Source organism: Mangrovimonas spongiae (genome assembly GCF_003944795.1).
GTDB classification, from domain to species: domain Bacteria; phylum Bacteroidota; class Bacteroidia; order Flavobacteriales; family Flavobacteriaceae; genus Mangrovimonas; species Mangrovimonas spongiae.
The window spans coordinates 525,578-549,171 of sequence record NZ_RWBG01000002.1 but is presented as its reverse complement, the minus strand read 5'-3'; the positions used below and the strand labels follow the sequence as shown (position 1 = coordinate 549,171).

Annotated in this window: 18 protein-coding genes; 10 read left to right on the top strand and 8 right to left on the bottom strand. The window is 34.8% G+C overall.

The window, feature by feature from the left end:
- Positions 1-133: 133 nt before the first annotated feature.
- The 6 genes from EJA19_RS06765 to EJA19_RS06740 all read left to right on the top strand — a co-directional run bounded on the left by EJA19_RS06765 (position 134) and on the right by EJA19_RS06740 (position 8,221).
- Positions 134-1,312, top strand: a complete 1,179-nt coding sequence (locus EJA19_RS06765) for an AIR synthase related protein (protein ID WP_125467586.1) — start codon at positions 134-136, stop codon at positions 1,310-1,312.
- A gap of 21 nt (positions 1,313-1,333) precedes the next feature.
- Positions 1,334-2,299, top strand: coding sequence for a DUF3078 domain-containing protein (locus tag EJA19_RS06760; RefSeq protein ID WP_125467585.1), 966 nt, complete (start codon positions 1,334-1,336; stop codon positions 2,297-2,299).
- Between the two features lie 200 nt (positions 2,300-2,499).
- Entirely contained in the window at positions 2,500-5,046 is a 2,547-nt protein-coding gene (locus EJA19_RS06755) for an adenosylcobalamin-dependent ribonucleoside-diphosphate reductase (RefSeq protein ID WP_125467584.1), read from the top strand.
- Positions 5,047-5,504: 458 nt separating this feature from the next.
- Positions 5,505-6,581, top strand: coding sequence for a peptide chain release factor 1 (gene prfA / locus EJA19_RS06750; protein WP_125467583.1), 1,077 nt, complete (start codon positions 5,505-5,507; stop codon positions 6,579-6,581).
- Positions 6,582-6,615: 34 nt separating this feature from the next.
- Complete coding sequence (pyrF, locus tag EJA19_RS06745; RefSeq protein ID WP_125467582.1) at positions 6,616-7,437, top strand: orotidine-5'-phosphate decarboxylase; 822 nt, start codon at positions 6,616-6,618, stop codon at positions 7,435-7,437.
- Positions 7,427-8,221 (top strand): ABC transporter substrate-binding protein, encoded by a 795-nt coding sequence (locus EJA19_RS06740; RefSeq protein WP_125467581.1) that lies wholly within the window; start codon positions 7,427-7,429, stop codon positions 8,219-8,221. The genes pyrF and EJA19_RS06740 overlap by 11 nt, the downstream gene beginning before the upstream one ends.
- A gap of 16 nt (positions 8,222-8,237) precedes the next feature.
- Here EJA19_RS06740 and EJA19_RS12705 read toward each other — a convergent pair whose 3' ends face one another.
- From EJA19_RS12705 to EJA19_RS06730, 3 genes are all read right to left on the bottom strand, one after another.
- Positions 8,238-8,402: a hypothetical protein gene (locus EJA19_RS12705; protein WP_158611364.1), complete on the bottom strand. Its 165-nt coding sequence runs from the start codon at positions 8,400-8,402 to the stop codon at positions 8,238-8,240.
- Between the two features lie 89 nt (positions 8,403-8,491).
- Positions 8,492-8,692 carry a Lacal_2735 family protein gene (locus EJA19_RS06735; RefSeq protein WP_125467580.1) on the bottom strand — a complete coding sequence of 67 codons (201 nt, stop codon included), beginning with the start codon at positions 8,690-8,692 and terminating at the stop codon, positions 8,492-8,494.
- A gap of 320 nt (positions 8,693-9,012) precedes the next feature.
- A complete protein-coding gene (locus EJA19_RS06730; RefSeq protein WP_125467579.1) occupies positions 9,013-9,723 on the bottom strand; it encodes a DUF4197 domain-containing protein in 711 nt (236 codons plus the stop codon).
- Between the two features lie 149 nt (positions 9,724-9,872).
- On the opposite strand from EJA19_RS06730, the gene EJA19_RS06725 reads away from it, so the two are divergent.
- Positions 9,873-11,006, top strand: coding sequence for a TlpA family protein disulfide reductase (locus tag EJA19_RS06725; RefSeq protein ID WP_125467578.1), 1,134 nt, complete (start codon positions 9,873-9,875; stop codon positions 11,004-11,006).
- A gap of 37 nt (positions 11,007-11,043) precedes the next feature.
- Here the strand turns inward: EJA19_RS06725 and EJA19_RS06720 are convergent, their stop codons facing one another.
- Complete coding sequence (locus EJA19_RS06720) at positions 11,044-12,144, bottom strand: OmpA family protein (RefSeq protein WP_125467577.1); 1,101 nt, start codon at positions 12,142-12,144, stop codon at positions 11,044-11,046.
- A gap of 362 nt (positions 12,145-12,506) precedes the next feature.
- On the opposite strand from EJA19_RS06720, the gene EJA19_RS06715 reads away from it, so the two are divergent.
- Positions 12,507-15,950: a methylmalonyl-CoA mutase family protein gene (locus EJA19_RS06715; protein ID WP_125467576.1), complete on the top strand. Its 3,444-nt coding sequence runs from the start codon at positions 12,507-12,509 to the stop codon at positions 15,948-15,950.
- A gap of 86 nt (positions 15,951-16,036) precedes the next feature.
- Here the strand turns inward: EJA19_RS06715 and EJA19_RS06710 are convergent, their stop codons facing one another.
- From EJA19_RS06710 to EJA19_RS06695, 4 genes are all read right to left on the bottom strand, one after another.
- Positions 16,037-16,900: a universal stress protein gene (locus EJA19_RS06710; protein ID WP_125467575.1), complete on the bottom strand. Its 864-nt coding sequence runs from the start codon at positions 16,898-16,900 to the stop codon at positions 16,037-16,039.
- Positions 16,901-16,903: 3 nt separating this feature from the next.
- Positions 16,904-18,523: a BCCT family transporter gene (locus EJA19_RS06705; protein WP_125467574.1), complete on the bottom strand. Its 1,620-nt coding sequence runs from the start codon at positions 18,521-18,523 to the stop codon at positions 16,904-16,906.
- 12 nt (positions 18,524-18,535) lie between these two features.
- Positions 18,536-19,690 (bottom strand): hypothetical protein, encoded by a 1,155-nt coding sequence (locus EJA19_RS06700; protein WP_206075164.1) that lies wholly within the window; start codon positions 19,688-19,690, stop codon positions 18,536-18,538.
- Positions 19,691-19,989: 299 nt separating this feature from the next.
- Entirely contained in the window at positions 19,990-21,132 is a 1,143-nt protein-coding gene (locus EJA19_RS06695; protein WP_125467572.1) for an acyl-CoA dehydrogenase, read from the bottom strand.
- A gap of 98 nt (positions 21,133-21,230) precedes the next feature.
- Here EJA19_RS06695 and EJA19_RS06690 point away from each other — a divergent pair, with 98 nt between their 5' ends.
- Both EJA19_RS06690 and EJA19_RS06685 read left to right on the top strand, forming a co-directional pair.
- Positions 21,231-22,298, top strand: coding sequence for an anhydro-N-acetylmuramic acid kinase (locus EJA19_RS06690; protein WP_125467571.1), 1,068 nt, complete (start codon positions 21,231-21,233; stop codon positions 22,296-22,298).
- Between the two features lie 68 nt (positions 22,299-22,366).
- Positions 22,367-23,593, top strand: coding sequence for a Glu/Leu/Phe/Val dehydrogenase dimerization domain-containing protein (locus EJA19_RS06685; RefSeq protein ID WP_125467570.1), 1,227 nt, complete (start codon positions 22,367-22,369; stop codon positions 23,591-23,593).
- Position 23,594: the final 1 nt, after the last annotated feature.

Genomic DNA, 23,594 nt, shown 5'->3' with positions numbered 1-23,594 from the left:
TATAAGCCCCAATCTTGGGGCTTTTTTTATGATACGAATAATAAAAATAAGCTTTTTTTAGGTTAAAATATCGCAAAAATGACCTATTGAAAAATAAACAATCCTTATTTTTGCGCCCAACAATACACTAAGCATGAGTAAAGAAATAAGCAAAAGATATGCTCAAAGAGGTGTTTCTGCCTCAAAAGAAGATGTGCATAACGCTATCAAGAATATAGATAAAGGGTTGTTCCCAAAAGCCTTTTGTAAAATTGTACCAGATTACTTAACAAATAATGAAGATTACTGTTTGGTTATGCATGCCGATGGTGCAGGAACAAAAAGTTCTTTAGCCTATATGTATTGGAAAGAAACAGGAGATATTTCTGTGTGGAAAGGTATTGCGCAAGATGCATTAATAATGAATATAGATGATTTATTATGTGTGGGAGCAACAGATAATATTATGTTGTCATCAACCATTGGGCGTAATAAAAACCTGATTCCAGGAGAGGTTATTTCGGCGATTATTAATGGAACGGAAGAGCTTATTTCTGAGTTAAAAAACTTTGGTGTAACCATTCATTCTACAGGTGGCGAAACTGCAGATGTTGGCGATTTGGTTAGAACAATTATCGTAGATTCTACAGTAACAGCAAGAGTAAAAAGAGATCAGGTTATCGATAATGCTAACATTCAAGCTGGAGATGTTATTGTAGGGTTGGAATCGTTTGGACAAGCAACATACGAAACATCGTATAATGGAGGTATGGGGAGTAATGGGTTAACATCGGCACGTCACGATGTTTTTCATAAGTATCTAGCAGAAAAATTTCCAGAAAGTTTTGATAGCTCAGTTCCCAAAGATTTAGTGTATTCAGGAAATGTAAAATTAACCGACTCAGTACAGGATTCGCCAATAGATGCAGGTAAGCTTGTGTTGTCTCCAACAAGAACATACGCTCCCATAATTAAAAAAATCCTTGAAAAATACAACAGTAAAGATGTGCATGGCATGGTACATTGTAGCGGAGGCGCGCAAACTAAAATTCTTCACTTTGTAGATAATTTACATATTGTTAAAGATAATATGTTTAGTATTCCGCCGTTGTTTAAGCTAATTCAAGAGCAATCTAAAACAGATTGGAAAGAAATGTACCAGGTGTTTAATTGTGGTCATAGAATGGAGCTATATGTAAATAAAGAGATTGCAAATGATATAATTGCTATGTCAAAAAGCTTTAATGTCGATGCTAAAATTATAGGGCGTGTTGAAGCTTCTCCAGAGAAGAAATTAACCATTAAAAGTGAGTTTGGTACGTTTGAATATTAATAATTTATAATACTTTTTTTAATGAGAGTTTTGTTTTGTTTAGTGGTTCTGTTTGTGTCTAATTTAAGTATAGCTCAGCCAGATTCTTTATTTTTTTATGTAAATGACGATGTAAAGTTGCCAACAAAAGGGGTTTGGGAGCAGACTAACAAAGCTGGTTTAGACATAAGTGAGGTGGCTTTTGTTAACTGGAATGCTGGTGGTAGTAACTCTATTTCTGCATTGTTAAGTTTTCAAAGTCAGCTAAAATATCAATTCAGACATTTTTTTTGGAATACTAATTTGCTCACGCGCTACGGAATAAATAAACAGCAAGAACAAAAAATGCGTAAAACAGACGATATTATTGATATTAGTTCTGTTGTAGGATATCGAAAAGACACACTAACCAATTGGTACTATTCTGCACGATTTAATTTTAAATCGCAGTTTACTAATGGTTATAATTACCCCGATAAAAATAAGGCTATTTCAAGGTTCATGGCGCCTGGATATTTGTTTTTAGGAGGTGGTGTCGAGTATGGAAAAAACATCGATGAGTTTTCTAGTTATTTTTCACCGCTAACTTTAAAGGCAACTTTTGTTTTAGACGAAGATTTGGCAAATTTAGGGTCTTTTGGAGTTAGACCAGCGGAATATGACAGTGAAGGAAATTTAATTCGCGAAGGCGAAAAGGTGAGAAAAGAAATTGGTGTTTTGCTTACTAATGCCTACGAGGCGCAACTCTTCGAAAATATTTCAGTAAAACATTTTGTTAGTTTTTACACAGACTACTTAAACAATTTTGGTAACATAGATGTTGATTGGCAGGTGAACTTCGACTTTAAGGTTAATGACTTCGTGAGAGCCACATTAGGCTCACATTTAAGATATGATGATGATACTAAGGTTTTAGTAGAAACCGATGTGGAAGGTGAGTATGAAGAAGAAGGTGCTACCGTGCAATGGAAACAGTTGCTAGGAGTTGGTGTTGTGGTTGATTTTTAGTGTTTATATCTTAATATTTTCTTTTATTTTTATTTTAAAAAATTGTCAACTTTTTGTTGTTGATAAATTTTTAAGCATCTGATAATCACTTATTTTCCGTATTTTTTTCGGTAGCTTTATGACTTTTGTTATTTTTTAAGTTGGTATTTTTTGCTAAGTTCACACCCTAGTTTTAACCTGACAAAAATCACAAAATCATTATGAGTACCAACACGGTTGAAAAACCAACATCCCACTATACACAAGACCAAGCTTTCAAGGCCTCCTTAAAGTATTTTAAAGGAGACGATTTGGCCGCACGAGTTTGGGTAAATAAATATGCTTTAAAAGATTCCCAAGGTCATATTTATGAGCTTACCCCAGACGATATGCATAAACGTATTGCTAAGGAAATTGCGCGAATAGAAAAGCGTTATCCTAACCCAATGTCAGAAGATCAAGTATTCAGTCTTATCAAAAACTTTAAGTACATTGTTCCTCAAGGAAGTCCAATGGCAGGAATTGGAAATCCATATCAAATAGTTTCTTTATCTAATTGTTTTGTTATTGGTAACGAAGGAGCTTCAGACTCCTATGGTGGCATCATGAAAATAGACCAAGAGCAAGTGCAATTAATGAAACGTCGTGGTGGTGTTGGTCATGATTTATCACATATCAGACCTAGAGGTAGTGAGGTGAAAAATTCCGCTTTAACATCAACAGGAATTGTACCGTTTATGGAGCGTTATTCAAACTCAACTCGTGAAGTTGCTCAAGATGGTAGGCGAGGTGCTTTAATGTTATCGGTGTCTATAAATCATCCCGATGCCGAAGATTTTATAGATGCTAAAATGGAGCAGGGAAAGGTTACTGGGGCTAATGTATCGGTGAAAATAGATAATGGCTTTATGCAGGCGGTAAAAGACGATACCAATTACATACAAAAATATCCCATATTTAGCCATAATCCTAAGTATTCAAAAGACATAAAAGCCCAAAAGTTATGGAAAAAAATTGTTCATAATGCCTGGAAATCAGCCGAGCCAGGAATTTTATTTTGGGATACCATAACCAGAGAATCGGTGCCAGATTGTTATGCCGATTTAGGCTATAAAACAATTTCTACCAATCCGTGTGGAGAAATTCCTTTGTGTCCTTACGATTCTTGTCGATTATTAGCAATAAATCTCTTTTCGTATGTAGAAAATCCTTTTACAGATCAAGCGACTTTCAATTTTGAATTATTTAAAGAACATGTTGCTTCTGCGCAACGTATCATGGATGATATTATAGATTTAGAGTTGGAGAAAATAGATGCTATTATTAAAAAAATAGACGCCGATCCAGAATCGGATGAAATTAAAGCAACTGAGCGTAATTTATGGGTAAATATTAGAACCAAAGCTGAAGAAGGAAGGCGAACAGGAATTGGTATCACGGCAGAAGGCGATATGTTGGCAGCGTTAGGGATTCGTTATGGATCTAAAGAAGGAAATGCGTTTTCTGTTGAGGTTCATAAAACGATGGCTATTGCAGCTTATAAAGCATCGGTTTATACGGCTAAAGAGCGTGGTGCTTTTGCTATTTTTGATATTGAGCGTGAGAAAAACAATCCATTTATTCAGCGTTTAAAAGAAGCTGATGCACAGCTTTATAACGATATGGTTACCTATGGAAGACGTAACATAGCGTTATTAACTATTGCGCCAACAGGAACTACAAGTTTAATGACACAAACAAGTTCTGGTATCGAACCTGTTTTTCTTCCAGTATACAAAAGACGTCGGAAAGTGAATCCTAACGATAAAGATGCACGTGTGGATTTTGTAGATGAGGTTGGCGATTCTTGGGAAGAGTATGTAGTATTTCATCATAGGTTTAAACAATGGATGGAGGTTAACAACATAAAAGTTGATGATAATTGTTCGCAGGAAGAATTAGATGTAATTGTAAAGCAATCGCCCTATTATAAAGCTACGTCGAATGATGTAGATTGGTTAAGTAAAGTGAGTATGCAGGGCGCTGTTCAAAAATGGGTAGATCATTCCATAAGCGTTACGATTAATCTGCCTAATGATGTGTCTGAAGATTTAGTTGGAGACTTATATTTAAAAGCTTGGGAAGTGGGTTGTAAAGGCGTGACTGTTTACCGAGATGGGTCGCGTTCTGGTGTGTTAATTTCTAATGATGATAAAGAACAAGACACCGAATCTTTAACAAACTTCCCTACAAAACGTCCGCAAATATTAGAAGCTGATGTGGTGCGCTTTCAAAATAATAAAGAAAAGTGGATTGCTTTTATAGGTAAAATTGATGGTAAACCTTATGAGATTTTTACTGGTTTAGCCGATGATGAAGATGGTATTTTAATACCAAGATGGGTAGCCGAAGGATTAATTATTAAAAATAGAAATGAAGACGGAACATCCCGTTACGATTTTCAGTATAAAAATAAACGTGGCTATAAAACAACTATCGAGGGCTTGTCGCATAAGTTTAATCCAGAATATTGGAATTACGCAAAACTGATTTCTAGTACGTTAAGACATGGTATGCCAATAGATAAGGTTGTGGATTTAATTAACAGTCTGCAATTAGATAGCGCTTCTATTAATACCTGGAAAAATGGTGTGGTTCGCGCTTTAAAACGTTTTGTAGAAGATGGTACAAAGGCTAAAGGAAAATGCACCAATTGTAATTCGGATAAGTTAATCTATCAAGAAGGGTGCTTAACGTGTCAAGATTGCGGTTCGTCCAAATGTGGTTAATTAAATGAAACATAAAAGAGTGCTGTAAGGCGCTCTTTTTTATTTAAATAAATTCTTTAATCAGAATAAAGAATAATAGCGATACTATTAAATCTAAAAGATAAACAGAGCTAAAAAATTTAAATTCAGAAATATTTAAACTCTTGTAAAGCATAAGTTTGGGGCTAAGGCTATCTTCTTTTTCCTTAACTGTAAACCATAAAAATATCACCATAAGGAACTTGATTAGAACGATAGATGTAATTTTTGGAGATATTATGGTAATAAAAATAGTAATACCAAAAGACCACAATATAAAAGTTCTGTAGTATAGTAATATGGCAGCTAAATGTTGTGTCATAAAAGAGTAAACGGTTTTTTTAATAAAATATTTTGGTGTTTGTAAGTCTTAATCTTATACTTGGTTACAAGCAATTCATAAATTATCGTATTTTTGCTCAACTAATTTAAAAAGGTAGATGTTAGAGAAGTTAGAAATAGTAAAGCAACGTTTTGATGAGGTTAGCGATTTAATTATCCAACCCGATATTATTGCCGATCAAAAACGTTACATTCAGTTAAATAAAGAATACAAAGACTTAAGAATTTTAGTTGATAAGCGAGAAGAATACAAAATGGTATTAGATCGCATACAGGAGGCCGAAGAAATTATTGAAGATGGTAGTGATGAAGAAATGGTGGAAATGGCTAAAATGCAACTAGAAGAAGCCAAGGAAAAAATTCCACCATTAGAAGATGAAATTCGCTTTTTATTAATTCCGAAAGACCCTGAAGATTCTAAAAATGCTGTTGTAGAGCTTCGTGCTGGAACAGGAGGTGACGAAGCAAGTATTTTTGCAGGAGATTTGTTTAGAATGTATACCAAATACTGCGAGAGCAAAGGGTGGAAAGTAAGTACTGTAGATTTTAGCGAAGGCACCAATGGTGGCTTTAAAGAAATTCAATTTGAAGTAGAAGGCGATGATGTGTATGGGACATTAAAATTTGAAGCTGGCGTACATCGTGTACAACGTGTACCGCAAACAGAAACGCAAGGGCGCGTGCATACAAGTGCGGCAACCTGCATGGTGTTTCCAGAAGCCGAAGAGTTTGATGTTGAGATTGACCCTAAAGATGTCCGTATTGATTATTTCTGTTCTTCTGGTCCAGGAGGACAATCGGTTAATACAACCTATTCTGCAGTACGTTTAACGCATGAGCCAACAGGTTTGGTGGCGCAATGTCAAGATCAAAAATCGCAACATAAAAATAAAGAGAAAGCCTTTAAAGTGTTACGTTCTCGTTTATATGATTTAGAATTGGCCAAAAAACAAGAGGAAGAAGCAGCTAAACGTGGTAGCATGGTAACATCTGGTGATAGAAGTGCTAAAATTAGAACATATAACTATCCGCAAGGTCGTGTAACAGATCATAGAATAAACTTAACGTTATATGATTTGCAAAATATTATAAACGGCGATATTCAAAAAATTATAGACGAATTACAGTTAGCCGAAAACACCGAAAAATTAAAAGCAAGCGACGAAACTATTTAATTAATAAGCCTCATTTTGGGGCTTTTTTTATAACATGACAACACAACAACTTACTCACCAAATTAAAACAAAAAAATCCTTCTTATGTATAGGGTTAGATGTCGATTTAAATAAAATACCAAACTATCTTTTAAACGAAGAAGACCCTATATTTGCTTTTAATAAAGCTATTATAGATGCCACGCATCACTTGGCAGTAGCGTATAAGCCAAACACAGCCTTTTACGAAGCTTACGGGTTAAAAGGGTGGAAATCATTAGAAAAAACAATTCATTATTTAAATGAAAACTATCCTGAAATATATACCATTGCTGATGCCAAGCGTGGCGATATAGGTAATACCAGTAAAATGTATGCTAAAGCATTTCTGGAAGACTTAGGTTTTGATAGTGTAACTGTGGCGCCTTATATGGGAAAAGATTCGGTAGAGCCTTTTTTAAGTTTTCAAGATAAGCATACTATTCTTTTAGCGTTAACCTCAAATCAAGGTGCATTCGATTTTCAAACGCTTAGTGTTAATAATCAGGAATTGTATAAGCAAGTTTTAGAAACGTCAAAGACTTGGGATAATTCAGAGAACTTAATGTACGTTGTTGGGGCAACAAAAGCAGAATATCTACAAGAAATTAGACATATTATTCCTGAAAACTTTTTGTTGGTGCCTGGAGTTGGTGCGCAAGGAGGAAGTTTAAAAGAGGTCTGTAAATACGGAATGACCAAAAATATTGGGCTACTAATTAATTCTTCAAGAGGGATTATTTATGCGTCTAAAGAGCGGGATTTCGCTCAGGCAGCAGTAATAAAAGCTAAAGAGCTTCAACAGCAAATGGAAGCTATTTTAATTCATGCAGGTTAAAGACCAACTACATAGAACGCTTGTTTTTCAAAAAGCACCCAAACGCATTGTGTCGTTAGTGCCTAGTTTAACAGAGTTGTTGTGTGATCTTGGTTTAAAAAAATACCTAGTTGGTGTTACAAAGTTTTGTGTTCATCCAAAGACGATTAAAAAAGAGGCTTTAGTTGTTGGTGGTACCAAACAAGTTCACTTAGACAAAATACAATTGTTGCAGCCCGATATAATTCTTTGCAATAAAGAAGAAAATACACAAAATATAGTTGAGCAGTGTTCTCAAATAGCGTCAGTACATGTTAGCGATATTTATACTATTGATGATTGCCTGGAACTTATAACAATGTATGGGAGCATTTTTAATGTTGAAAGAAAAGCAGCGTTATTAGGGACTTCAATTTCTAAAGCACAAAAATCATTTCAAGATTTTATTTTGGAGAAGCCAGTTCTTAATGTGGCTTATTTTATTTGGAGTTCGCCTTGGATGGTTGCTGGTAGCGATACATTTATAAACTATTTGTTGCAGCAGAATAATTTTAAAAATGTGTTTGCTTCTTTAAAGCGTTATCCAGAAATTAATTTAAATGATGAAAAGTTAACTGAAGTGGATGTTGTATTGCTTTCTAGTGAGCCTTATCCGTTTAAAAAAGAGCATAAAGAAACCTTAGAAAAGCAATTTCCAAATACTAGAGTCATGCTAGTAGACGGCGAAATGTTTTCGTGGTATGGTTCTAGACTTAAAAAAGCATTTTCTTATTTTAAACGCTTGCATAAAAGTGATTTACAATAATTTAATATAGCCTTTTCTAGAGAATAGGTTTAGCTATACAATTATCATTAAAACTTACAGTTTTTGAAATGGCGTAAGCTGATTCAGGAAAATTTTCAGAAAAAGCCTTAGTGTCTTTAGTAGTCTTGTTTTTGGTAGGATTGGGTGTTGTTTTTCCTACTTTGCAAAATTGTTTTCTCATACGTAATTATTTGTTTTTAATTGTTACTCTTAATTACGTAATAATTAATGGATTAGATGTAATCTAAAGGTTAAAATTATTATAAAAAACTATAAAGCAGGCTTTTTTAAAAACTCCCTATCCAAATATTTAAGTTTATTTAGCTTATTTAAGAGTTTTATGGCTTTATATTCTGTAAAATCGCTTTCGGCAGAATCGGTTTGTCTTAAATTATAAGCTTGTTCAATTAACTGTTTGTATTGCTGTTGAAGCTTGCTTTGCTTGCTTTTTATTTTGGTTAGTTTTTTCATAGTTGAAGAAGTTGTTCTATAAATATATTTATTTTTTTGAAATACAGCAAGTTATATTTGTGTGCAAGGCAAAAAAAAATCGGCTCTTATCGAACCGATTTTTCAACTAACTAACTTGTACTAATCCAAATTTTTCAGAATGAAGTAGATATTCCTTTGTTTGAAATACAGTGCAAATATCAGGTTTAATCCGCACTCCAATGTTATGTAAATATTAGGATTAGATTAAGGTAGATTAAATATTTTTTAATCTGATAATTAATAGGTTAAGATTTTTGAGCTGGTAATTAGTGTAAGTTTAATTTAATAAAAAAATACATTTAATCTTGTAGGGCAAACACTTTTCTTAGCAAGTCTGTTGTGCGGGAAGAGACTTTGTTTCTTATTTCAAGTTCTTCTACAGCAATCATTTTATACACGCCATTTAAGGCTTCACTAGTAACATAATCTGTTAAATCAGGATTCACATTATTGGTAAAAGGAATACTGTTATACTTATTTATTAAGTTGGTCCAAATTTGGTCGGCACCAACTTTAGAAAATGAGTTGTTAATAACAGGATGAAATTTATTATATAGTTCTGTTTGTGTTTTGGAAGTTAAATACTGAGTTGCCGCATCGTTGTTTCCTAATAAAATATTTTTTGCATCTGTAAAAGTGATGTCTTTTACAGCATTTACAAAAATAGGTGTGGCCTCTTTTACAGCATCTTCTGCAGCACGATTTAGGGCTTTTATACCTTCGTCTGCTAAGTTATCTAAGCCTATGTCGCGTAAACCTTTTTCAACTTTCTTTAACTCTTCAGGTAGTATAATTTTTACTAATTCGTTTTTGTAAAACCCATCTTTTTGGGTAAGCTTAGTAACTTGCTCATCAATGCCTTTGTCTAAGGCTTCTCTTAATCCAGAAGCAATCTCATCATTGCTAATACCTACAGTAGTTGTGTCGGGTAATTGCTCGACAACTTCTTGTAGCTCGGCACAATTAAAAAAGGAAATCATTAAGAAAATGGCAAGGACTTTACGGTACATAATTTGTTTTTTTAGAGAGGTCAAAGATAGTTTTTTATTTTAAAAATTACGTTTCATAATCTGATTAGAGACGTCGTTTTCGATAAAAATAGATGTAAAATCATATTTTAGCACAATAATTGCTTTGGTAGTCTTGTTATTCTATAAATATGGGAGTGAATATAAAATTAGTTTTTCTTAATATCGTAACTGTATTGGTAACTCTAGCTGGATTTTCTCAGATAGAAGTGTCTCAAAAAGTACAATATTCTAAGATAACGCAATCCAATCAAAACAAACTTTATTTTATCGATTTTTGGGCCACTTGGTGTGGACCTTGTGTGTATGCAAATGAATATTTGACCGTATTACAAAAACAATTTTCAAATGACTTTTATGTGGTGTCTCTGTCTGAGGAAAATTCTACAATAATTAAAAAGCATTTGCAAAAACACCCATCAGAATTAGCTGTTTTTTCAGATTTTAATAGTCAAACTATGAAGAAGTTTGGCGTACAGTTTTTGCCCTACGGCGTTTTAATTGATGCTCACGGAAACAAACTTTGGGAAGGTAGTCCTACAGATTTTAAGCCTAATGATTTACAACGATTTTTAAGACGTACTAGAGCTAAGGCAAACGTAGATGATACTTTTGTTGTTAGCGAAAGTAATTCATCAGAATCACCTCTTCAAGATTATAAACCCACAAATCCTATTGAGATTAAAACATTAAATAACATAGCTAATCAATCGCTAGAGGTTTCTAAAGAAGCCGATTATATTAAGCTTCAAGGTAATTTGAAAGAGGTTTTAAGCTATTTGTTAAAAGTGCATGTTTCGCAATTACAAATAGCGGAAGATGATAATGGAGCATACCAAGTTTACGTGAAAAAAACCGTATTAGAAAATGCTTTCGATAGCATTGTAGAAAATTTAGGTTTAATCGTGGAGGTTTTAACGGAAGAAAAGGAATGTTTGGTTATGGACTTTCAGGAAGCGAAGCTTTGGGATACAAGCCAAATAGATTGGGGTGAGGATGCCGATAATTTTTTAATTGGTGATACCGATATTCAAGCTAATAATGTTTATCTAAATGATTTGAAGTATCGTTTATCATTGGTGTTAAACTTGCCTGTAAAAACCATAAATGTTAAAGGTATTGCGGCTAACTCTTTACACGATTGGCAAGTTCATTATAGGTATTTTAGTTTAATGGAGCAAAACCTTTTAGATGTTTACGGAATTAAAGTTGAGAAAAAAAACAATACGGTTGCCGTTTACCAAATAAAAAAAGCACCTAAGTAAATAGGTGCTTTTTAGGAATAATTAATAGTACTTATGTTTAGTTATTATTGATAACTCTAAACTCTGTTCTACGGTTTTTACGGTGTTCAGCTTCAGAACAATCAACGCCATTAGAGCAACGGTTTGTTAATCTAGTTTCTCCAAACCCTTTAGCAGCCATTCTGCTTCTTGAAAATCCTTTTCCTACTAAATAATTAACAACAGCATTAGCACGTTGTTGAGAAAGAGACATGTTAAAACTATCGTTTCCTCTAGAGTCTGTATGTGCCATAATCTCAATATTTACATTAGAATCTGTTAATATTGGCACCAATGTTTCGTCGATTACTTTCTTAGAAGCAGATGTTAATCTGGCGCTACCTAGTTCGTAGAAAATAGGAAGTACTGTAGGAGTCAATAATTCGCAATCAACCTCTTCCCAAGTTGTAATGCCACCTTTTTTATCAAGAACTGTTCTTGTAACTGTTTCAGATTTAGCAGGAATAGTAACGCTTGTTGTGGTGGCTGGTTGGTCAACAACACGTTTTGTAATGGTTGCGTATTCTGCAGGAATTTCAATTTCGTCAACTCTAGCAGGTGTTTTAATTACTTGCTTTTTATAAGTTGTTGTTTGTTCTGCAACAGGGACGTCTTCTGTATTTGCGTCTTTAGTTAATGTTGTAAAAGGAACATCTCTATACTGTGCTGGATATTCTACAAAACAAGCAGCAACACAATCTTCTTTGTTTACCGATGGGCAATCTTCAAGAACTTTGTATTCCCAACCAGAGGTTTTTGGATAAACCTCAAACGTTCTAGAGTCTTTTCCAAAAGATGCAGGAACTACAGTAAGATCAGTTCTGCCAGCTTTTTTCACATACGATACTTCAACAGTTTCATATGTAGCGGGAACATATACAAACTTTTTTGTTGCTTCTTTTACTAAAACGCGCTCTTCAACAGTTTTGTATGTTGCGGGAACAACTTCTAATTTATTATAGGCTGGATAAACCTCAATAGTTTCAGTTACTTCTTTAAACTCGTCTTTTGTAATGCATTTTACATAGCATTTTCCTGGATCTGGATTATCAGGTAATCCTTGAGCAAATATGCTACCAGAAATGAAGAGTGATAGAGTTAAAAATAATAGATTTCTCATGTGTTAAAATTAATTTGGTTAATAAATAAAATTAAACTTCTGTTTTTTTGTCTATTAGTTTAGACACAGTATTCTTGTGTTAGTCACTTAGTTAGTTCGAAAAGGAATATTGATATTGTTTTTTGCGCTATGATGTGTATTTATTAATAAATATGTTAAAAAAATGTGAAAAACACAAGTTTTTAAGTGTTTTTAATATTTAAAAATAGGGCTTAAATATAGTGGGTAGGTTATTACAATGTTACTATTACTTCAATATTTAGGAATAATAGTTGGAAGTTGGTTTAGAATATAAAAAGCAATTCGCTGTTTTTATTGAATAATCCGTAAATTTGTGCTCCTTAAAAACACATTTTTTATCAATGGAACAAATTGCACCTTATAAACCTAAACATAAAGTAAGAATTGTAACAGCAGCTTCGCTATTTGATGGGCACGATGCGGCTATAAATATCATGCGTCGTATTATTCAATCTACAGGCGTGGAAGTTATTCATCTAGGGCACGATCGTAGTGTCGAAGAAGTAGTCAATACAGCCATTCAAGAAGATGCCAATGCTATTGCGATGACCTCCTATCAAGGTGGTCATAACGAGTATTTTAAATACATGCACGATTTGTTAAAGGAAAAAGGCGCTAGCCACATCAAAATTTTTGGCGGCGGCGGCGGCGTTATTCTTCCTGAAGAAATCAAGGATTTGATGGACTATGGCATTACTCGTGTTTACTCGCCAGACGATGGCCGTGAAATGGGACTTCAAGGTATGATTAACGATTTGGTGAAACAATCTGATTTTGCCATTGGCGATCAATTAAATGGGGAAGTTGAGACACTTTCTGAACAAAACCCTAAAAACATAGCACGAGTTATTTCTTCTGCAGAGAATTTTCCAGAAATAGCCAAGGAAGCATTAGATCGTATTCATAAGAAAAATAAAACCTCAAAAACGCCTGTGTTAGGGATTACAGGAACTGGTGGTGCGGGTAAATCTAGTTTGGTAGACGAATTGGTACGCCGCTTCTTAATCGATTTTCCTGAAAAAACTATTGGGATTGTTTCTGTCGATCCTTCAAAACGTAAAACAGGTGGCGCGTTGTTAGGCGACCGTATTCGTATGAATGCCATTAATTCACCTCGTGTTTATATGCGTAGTTTGGCTACACGCCAATCTAATCTGGCATTGTCCAAATATGTAAATGAAGCGGTTGAAGTGCTAAAAGCAGCCGAATATGACATTATTATTTTAGAAACTTCCGGTATTGGACAAAGTGATACTGAAATCTTAGAGCACAGCGATGTATCATTATATGTGATGACACCAGAATTTGGTGCAGCTACACAGTTGGAAAAAATTGATATGTTGGATTTTGCCGATTTGGTGGCGATAAACAAATTTGATAAACGTGGTGCTCAAGATGCGTTGCGCGATGTGAAAAAACAATATATGCGCAATCATCAATTATGGGATGTTAAACAAGACGATTTACCGGTTTTTGGAACCATCGCGTCGCAATTTAACGATCCAGGAATGAACACGCTTTATAAAGCGATTATGGATAAGATTGTGGATAAGACCGATGCCGATTTACAATCAACTTTCGAGATTTCGAAAGAAATGAGCGAGAAAATTTTTGTTATTCCGCCATCACGAACACGTTATCTATCTGAAATTTCAGAAAACAATCGTGCTTATGACAAAACTGCTGATGAACAGGTTGTCGTAGCTCAAAAACTATATGGTGTTTACAAAACCATTTGTTCGGTAGCAGGAATTGTAGAAGATAATGAACAGTCTATTCTTGATAAAAATGGTCTGGATCAAGACGCCATTCTAAACCATGCTCAAGACGACAGCACGAAGGAGTTTTTAAGATTGTTATTAAAAGAATTTGACCGTATTAAAATGAACCTTGATCCTTATAATTGGGAAGTTATTACAGGATGGGATAATAAAGTCAATAGATATAAAGACCCAATTTATTCGTTTAAGGTTCGCGATAAAGAAATTAAAATAGAAACCCACACAGAGTCTTTGTCTCATACACAAATACCAAAAGTAGCCTTGCCTAAATATCAAGCTTGGGGTGATGTGTTGCGTTGGGTATTACAAGAAAACGTACCGGGAGAATTTCCTTATACATCTGGGCTATATCCGTTTAAGCGAACAGGAGAAGATCCAACAAGAATGTTTGCTGGAGAAGGTGGTCCAGAACGTACCAACCGTCGTTTTCACTATGTGAGTTTAGGTATGCCGGCAAAGCGTTTATCGACAGCTTTTGATAGTGTGACGCTTTATGGAAACGATCCCGATCATAGACCAGATATTTATGGGAAAATAGGAAACGCTGGCGTAAGTATTTGTTGTTTGGACGACGCTAAAAAATTGTATTCGGGATTCAACTTAGCCGATGCGATGACGTCGGTAAGTATGACTATTAACGGTCCAGCCCCGATGTTATTAGGCTTTTTTATGAATGCTGCTATCGATCAGCAATGCGAATTATATATTAAAGAACACAGTTTAGAAGCAGAAGTAGAAGCCAAAATTGCCGACATCTATAAAGGTAAAGAGCGCCCAAAATATCACGGTGAGTTGCCAGAAGGTAACGATGGTTTAGGGTTAATGTTGTTAGGGGTTACTGGAGATCAAGTATTGCCAAGTGAAGTTTATGTTGAGATAAAAGCTAAAACCATTGCGCAAGTTCGTGGTACGGTACAAGCCGATATTTTAAAAGAAGACCAAGCGCAAAACACGTGTATTTTCTCTACAGAATTCGCTTTGCGTTTAATGGGTGATGTGCAGGAATATTTTATAGAAAACCAAGTGCGTAATTTTTACTCGGTATCTATTTCTGGGTATCATATTGCCGAAGCTGGCGCTAATCCAATTACACAGTTGGCATTTACCTTAGCCAACGGGTTTACGTATGTAGAGTATTATCTGTCACGTGGTATGGACATCAATAAATTTGGACCAAATTTATCGTTCTTCTTCAGTAATGGTATCGATCCTGAATATGCAGTTATAGGTCGTGTAGCACGTAGAATTTGGGCCAAGGCCTTAAAGCATAAATACGGTGCTAATGCCAGGGCGCAAATGTTGAAATATCACATTCAAACATCTGGACGTAGTTTGCACGCTCAGGAAATCGATTTTAACGATATTAGAACAACGCTTCAAGCCTTGTATGCGATTTACGATAACTGTAACTCATTGCATACGAATGCTTATGACGAAGCTATTACAACACCAACCGAAGAAAGTGTGCGTCGTGCAATGGCCATTCAGTTGATTATCAATAAAGAATTAGGGTTGGCTAAAAACGAGAATCCAATTCAAGGTGCATTTATCATCGAAGAATTAACTGATTTAGTTGAAGAAGCTGTATTGACCGAGTTTGATAGAATAACCGAACGCGGGGGTGTGCTTGGTGCTATGGAAACGATGTATCAACGTAGTAAAATACAAGAAGAAAGCTTGTATTATGAAACCTTAAAGCATAATGGTGAGTTTCCAATTATTGGTGTAAATACGTTTTTAAGTAGTAAAGGGTCGCCAACTATTCAACCTAAAGAAGTGATACGTGCTACCGAGGAAGAAAAACAAAATCAGATAAGTACCTTGGAAAACCTTCATAAAACCTATGAAGATAAAATTGAGGCTACTTTAAACAAAGTGCAACAAGCAGCATTGAACAACGAGAATATGTTTGAAGAGCTTATGGAAGCCACAAAAGTGTGTTCGCTTGGGCAAATTACATCAGCTTTGTTTGAAGTTGGTGGGCAATATCGAAGAAATATGTAATGTGTCTCTTAAAGAGAAACAGAATTGTATTTTGAACACCCCAGACCATTGGTTTGGGGTGTTTTATTTTATGATTTAATGTTTGTTTATTTACAAACCCAAAGCGGAAGTTCGAGATCTTCATTAAAAAGTTCTTCGGTGACATTACCGACTAATAACGAAGAGAATGTGTTTCCGCCTTTGTCCGAAACCATTAACATATCAAAATCTTCTTTTTTACATTGTTCGTGGAGATTTTCATCGATACTAGAACTGCGTCCAGGGATAATTTCAAAAGCAACATCTTTAGCGTCATCTTTAAGACGTTTAATAAACTTTTTAGACTTTTCCTCAATATGCTTCTCAATGGTAGGGATTAAGTTTTGTTTGGGCAAATAAGGAGAAAATTGTAGTGGTACATTGTATATGTGAACAGCTTTTACAAGACAACTTGTGGCTTCTTTAAGTTGTCTGGCCATAATAAAGCTTTTTCTTGACGCGTTAGAAAAGTCAGTGCCAATACAAAGACTATTAATAGTTGGTTTTGCATCTTTTGGAATAGTAAGTAGATGGCATTTTAGCATGCGCAATAATTTTCCACTTACAACACCAGTACCTTTAATTCTGTTTTTGTTTCCTACTATAGTTAATTGAATACTATATTTATTAACTATGTAGCTTATTAATGATTCAGAATAGGGATCGTTAGAAATAAGTACTTCCCAGTCTGACTTGCTATCAAAAAGGTTTTCTACGGTTTCGTTTAATTCATCGCCTATCATTTCTTCTAGGTTAAGATCTTCTAATTGATTTTCAAACAATTCCGATATTTCATACTTTTTTATGTTATGAACAAAATAGACTTTTTTTGCTTTTAAAACATGAGATAAATAGGAAGCGTATCTAATTAAAGTTTCATCTATATCAGATAAATCTAAAGCGACAAGTATGTTGTTAATTGTAGTTGCCATAAGTTATTTTTTAGGTTCTTTAATTTGTCTTTTCTTAACAATACCAGAGACAATGTCTTTGTAATTATCAATTTCTTTTTGCTGTTCTCGTTTTTTAAGTTTAAATAAATCTTCTTTAAGTCCTTTAAGTAACGAATAGCACATAACGAGTAAAATTAATGCAAACGGCAAGCCTGTTACTATTACTGCTGTTTGAAGTGCTTTAAGGCCGCCTCCAACAAGCAATACAGCAGCAACTGTGCCTTCTGTTACTGCCCAAAATACACGCTGTGCAACAGGGGCATCAATTTTGCCGCCAGAGGTAATGCTATCAACCACTAATGACCCAGAATCTGAAGAGGTGATAAAAAAACCAGCGACTAAGATAATGGCAACAATGTTTAAAACTGTAGCTAAAGGAAAGTCCTCTAAAAAGACAAACATAGCAGTTGCTACATCGTCTTTAACGGCTTCTACAATAGTTAAGTTACCTAAAAGTGCTTCTTGTACGGCTGTACTTCCAAAAGCATTAATCCAGAAAAAGGTTACTAAAGCAGGGATAATTAAAACCCCTAAAATAAACTCTCTAACTGTACGTCCTTTGGAGATACGCGCTATAAAAATACCTACAAAAGGCGACCATGCAATCCACCAGCCCCAGTAAAAAACGGTCCAACTATTTTGCCATCCTGTATTATTGTAGCTTTCTGTCCAAGTAGCTATCTCTAAAAAGTTATAAAAATAACTTCCTGTATTCTGTACAAAAGATTGGAATATATATATAGTTGGTCCTAAAACAACAACTAGTAATAATAGTAGCACGGCAATACGCATATTCCATTCGCTTAAAAACTTAACGCCTTTGTCTACGCCTAGTACAACAGAGATTGTGGCTATTGCTGTAACACCGGCTATTAAAGATATTTGTGTTGTTAGTCCGCCGGGTATGTTAAATACGTGATCTAAACCTCCAGCTATTTGTTTTACACCTAATCCAAGGGAAGTGGCTAACCCAAAAATGGTTGCTAACACAGCAAAAATATCAATGATATCACCTATAATTCCATATACTTTGTCACCTAAAAAAGGATAAAATACGGAGCGTATGGTTAAAGGTAGTCCTCTTGAGTATGTAAAGTAAGCGAGTGCTAGACCAACCAAGGCATAAACTCCCCAAGCATGAAAGCCCCAATGAAGAAATGTGAAGTTCATAGCTTCTTGTGCAGCAGCAGCGCCACCTTCGGTAGTTATTGGAGGAGATGAAAAATGGGTAATAGGCTCAGAAATACTCCAAAATAAGAGACCAATACCCATTCCGGCACTAAAAAGCATAGCAAACCAAGACATGGTTTTAAACTCGGGTTTGGCTTGTTGTCCTCCAATTCTTAATCTACCATATTTGCTAAAAGCTAGGTAGACCATAAAAACTAAAAACACATTAACCATCAAGATAAAAAACCAGCCACCATTATTAGCAACAGCACTTTGTATGTTGTCGAAATGTTCTTTAGCAGTGTCTTTAAATATTAAGGTTAAGACTATTGTAATAATAATAATGATAGCAGAAGAAAAGAATACAGGGCCGTTAATTTCTAGGCCGAAAATAGACTTTTTTTCATCGCTTCTAATAATTTTTTTTGCCATAATAGACGTTGTTTAAAAGTAATATCCAATATTTATGTTAAATCTAGCTTCCCATTTTGCTTCAGGGTTCCCTTGGGCAAAATCGTCAATAAAGTTTCCGCCTAGCCAAGAATTATTTTTGCCGGCGGCAAAATCAAAATAAGTGTAAAGATGTCCAGCAGATACACCAACTCCGGTAACATTCATGTAACTGTCTGTAAACCCCTCTGTTATTTTGTTAATATATCCAAAATCGTTGTAAAATTGAAGGCTTTCAATAGGTTTCCATGTTACAGGTATTGTGTAAGCGACAGCAAGTGTTGCCATATTTGCTTTTGAGGCCACTAGATATGGTGTGCCGTAAGCAGCCATGGCAAAAACCGATTTACTTTCATTATCTGGATTTTTTGGTGATTTTGTATAATGTAAAAGCTCAGATTTTATATTTAATTTTTTATAATCTAACTCGTAAAACACACCGTACCCATAATGGTTGCCTATGTCTTTAGTGTCTAAATTGTAAAGGCCACCATATTGAGCGTACGCACCCATTTGATGCTTAAAGTTTTTGCGGTTTATTTTATAATTAACCTTAAAATTAAACTGATTTATTTCTTTATTTCTATAATCTAGTTCGCCATCACCATCAACATCCATGGAAGATACATCGTAAGAATATCTGCTATATGATATATCGCTATTGCCTCCAAATGTGATAGCTTCAGCATTTTTAAAAAATGCTATTTGGTAGTTGAAACCCTCTTCTTTTTCATGAATAAATTTAATGCCAATGTCATGATCATCTTCTAGGCCAATATAATACCCAATATTAAAAAACCAGTTGTGAGAATTGTATTGTTGAATACCAAAAGGAACTTGGGTTAGCCCTACTTGTATGTGGTTTTGGGTGTTAAAACTGTAGCTAAGCCACCCTTGTTTTAAAACACCGCCACCAAATGCATCGGAATATAATCGGTATTCGGCATTCAATTTAATGCCTTTGTATGCTGCTTTGGCATTAACACGGAACATATCGTACATAAAATCACCACCTTGTTTTTTTTGTTCGGGTTTCCATGACGAGTAGATGTAATTAAATCGTAATGCACCGCCAAATTTTATTTCAGGCGTGTCTTGTGCTATACCAATAAATGGAATAGTGAAAATAAACCACAAGAGATTTTTCAAAGTATAGATTATTTAAGGTTAAAAGCTTTTTTAAGCCTAATATAATTATGTTAATTATAGTTTTTTTTGAACTGACGTAAAACTATAAGTAGGGTGGAGGCACAAACCGATGAGGTTGACATCTATTAACGCTGTATGCGCGAGAATAAATGCGGCTATTGTTAAGGGTGTATAAATTAATGACCTTCATGTGTATTACAAATATAGCTTTTTTTAGCAATAGGAAGGATGGGGGAATTTAACATACAAAAAAAGACGGCAAAAAGCCGTCTTTATAATATAATGAAGCGTTGTTTTTATTAGTCTTTTAAAACATTTCTTGAAATGACAATTTTTTGAATTTCACTCGTGCCTTCATAAATTTGAGTAATCTTGGCATCACGCATTAAGCGTTCTACATGGTATTCTTTTACAAAGCCATTACCGCCGTGAATTTGAACAGCTTCTACAGTTGTATCCATAGCAACTTTACTAGCATATAGTTTTGCCATGGCACTAGATTGGTCGTAATTGTTTCCTTGGTCTTTATCCCAGGCAGCTTTCATAACTAAATGGCGAGCAGCTTCAATTTCGGTAGCCATATCAGCTAATTTAAATGCGATAGCTTGATGGTTGCATATTTCGGTGCCAAAAGCTTGTCTTTCTTTAGAGTATTTTAAGGCAAGTTCGTACGCGCCAGCAGCAATACCTAAAGCTTGAGAGGCAATCCCAATACGTCCACCAGAAAGTGTTTTCATGGCAAATTTAAACCCAAAACCATCTTCGCCAATGCGATTTTCTTTAGGTACTTTTACATTGTTAAATTGTAATGTATGGGTGTCGCTTCCACGAATACCTAGTTTGTCTTCTTTTGGTCCAACATCAAAACCTTCTGTGCCTTTTTCAACAATAAAAGCGTTAATGCCTCTGTGACCTTTGTCTTTGTCTGTTTGTGCAATGACTAGATAAACATCGGCACGTCCACCGCTGGTAATCCAGTTTTTTGTACCATTTATAATATAGTGGTCGCCTTTGTCTTCGGCAGTTGTTCTTTGTGAAGTGGCGTCGCTACCAGCTTCTGGTTCGCTAAGGCAAAATGCTCCTACAAACTCACCAGTAGCTAATTTAGTTAAGTATTTTTGTTTTTGTTCTTCAGTGCCAAAAGCTTCAAGGCCGTAGCATACTAAAGAGTTGTTTACAGAAACAATAACCGAAGCCGAAGCATCGATTTTAGAGAGTTCCTCCATAATTAAAACGTAAGACGTAGCGTCCATACCACTACCGCCATATTTAGGGTCTACCATAATTCCCATAAAACCAAGTTCCCCCATTTTTTTTACTAATTCTTGTGGGAATTCTTGTTTTTCATCACGTTCTAAAACGCCTGGTAAAAGTTCGGTTTTTGCAAAATCGCGAGCTGCGTCGCGAATCATCATATGTTCTTCTGTTAAGCTAAAATCCATAAGCCTATTTATAGTGAATTATTAATTTGATAAAAAATGTTGTCAAAGATAGCTTTTTAATGTGATTTTTTCAATAAGGATTTCTATTTTTACCGAATATGTTAAAGGAAGATTATAATGTAATTGGTGTTATGTCTGGGACATCTTTAGATGGCGTAGATTTAGTTTACGTGAATTTTAAGGTGAATGATGATGTGTGGTCTTTTAACTGTCTTGATACAGAGACTGTTTCCTATACTGCAGGTTGGGGGGAAAGGCTTAAAAACCTAACGGAACTCTCCCAAAAAGACTTACAACAAATAGATTGTGATTATACTGTTTACTTAGCTGAAATTATTGGTAAGTTCATCAATAAGTATAAACTAAAGCATATAGATGCTGTATGCTCTCATGGTCATACAGCTTTACATCAACCTAACAAAGGACTTACTTATCAAATAGGAAATAGAAAGTTATTAGCCGAAAAGTTAAACCAATTGGTAGTTTGTGACTTTAGAGTACAGGATGTGTCTTTAGGAGGTGAAGGAGCACCATTGGTGCCAATTGGAGATGAATTATTATTTAAAGATTACGATTTCTGTTTAAACTTAGGAGGTTTTGCTAATATTTCAACCAAAATAAATAATGAGAGAATTGCTTACGATATTTGTCCAGTTAATATAGTCTTAAATCATTATGTTAATCAATTGGGGTTTGCTTATGATAATGCAGGAAAAATAGCGTCTTCTGGAATGGTAAGTAAACAACTACTTGAAGATCTTAATGGTCTAGATTTTTATAAAAAAAGTGCTCCAAAATCCTTAGGGTTAGAATGGGTTAAAGCGATTTTTTTACCTATTATAGAATCTTATAATTTGCAAATTAAAGACGTGCTCTCTACAGTATGTGAGCATGTGGCTATTCAAATTTCGAAGGCAGTAAAAGATAAATCACAAACAAAGGTTTTAATAACTGGAGGCGGCGCATATAATACATACTTAATAGAACGATTAAAATCGATGACATCACAAGAAATCGTTATTCCAAAAAATGTAATAGTAGATTTTAAAGAAGCGATTGTTTTTGGTTTATTAGGTGTCTTAAAATTACGTAATGAAATTAATTGCTTATCGAGTGTAACAGGCGCAAAAAATAATCATAGTTCAGGAACAATTTTTAAACCTTAAATTTATTGAAAATTTAATATTTAAGGTGTAGAGTTTTATATATTTGTTAACTACAATAACTAACCTAAATGAAAGACTTACTTCAAAAGTACGAAGCGAAAGAACCCGAAATAATTTTTAACTGGAAAGACCCAGAAACTGAGGCCGAAGGCTGGACTGTTATCAACTCGTTACGAGGCGGTGCTGCTGGTGGAGGTACTAGAATGCGACAAGGTCTAGATATGAATGAAGTGTTATCTCTTGCTAAAACTATGGAGATAAAATTCACCGTTTCTGGCCCACCAATTGGTGGTGCAAAATCAGGAATTAATTTTGACCCAAACGATCCTAGAAAAAAAGGTGTTTTAGAACGCTGGTATAAAGCAGTTTCCCCTTTATTAAAAAGCTATTATGGTACTGGGGGCGATTTAAATGTTGATGAAATTCACGAAGTGATACCAATTACCGAAGAAAGTGGTGTATGGCATCCGCAAGAAGGTGTTTTTAGTGGGCATTTTAAGCCTACAGATGCCGATAAAATTAACAGAATTGGCCAGCTAAGACAAGGCGTAATTAAAGTTTTAGAAAACCCTAATTTTTCACCTTCTGTAGCTAGAAAATATACAGTGGCCGATATGATTACTGGTTATGGTGTAGCCGAAGCCGTAAAACAATATTACAGCATTTATGGAGGAACAGTAGAAGGAAAACGTGCTATTGTGCAAGGCTTTGGAAATGTGGGGTCTGCAGCAGCGTTTTATTTAAGTCAAATGGGCGCTAAAATAGTAGGAATTATAGATATTTCTGGAGGCTTAATAAATAAAGATGGTTTTACCTTTGAAGAAATAACAGAACTATTCTTATCTAAAAAAGGAAACAAATTACAAGCAGATAACTTAATTCCTTTCGAAGACATGAAAGAGAAAATCTGGTCTCTCGAAACCGAAATATTTGCGCCATGTGCAGCTTCAAGGCTAATAACAAAAGCGCAAATAGATGAAATGATTAGCACAGGCTTAGAAGTGATTTCATGTGGTGCTAATGTGCCTTTTGCCGATAAGGAAATCTTTTTTGGCCCTATCATGGAACATACCGATAGTAAAGTAAGTTTAATCCCAGACTTTATTTCAAACTGTGGTATGGCTAGAGTTTTTGCTTACTTTATGGAACGAAAAGTACAAATGACAGATGAAGCTATTTTTAACGATACCTCGCAAACCATAGAAACAGCACTAAGAAAAGTGCACGAAAAAAATAAATCTAAAACCGGAATTAGTAATACGGCTTTTGAAATTGCCTTAAGCCAACTTGTTTAAA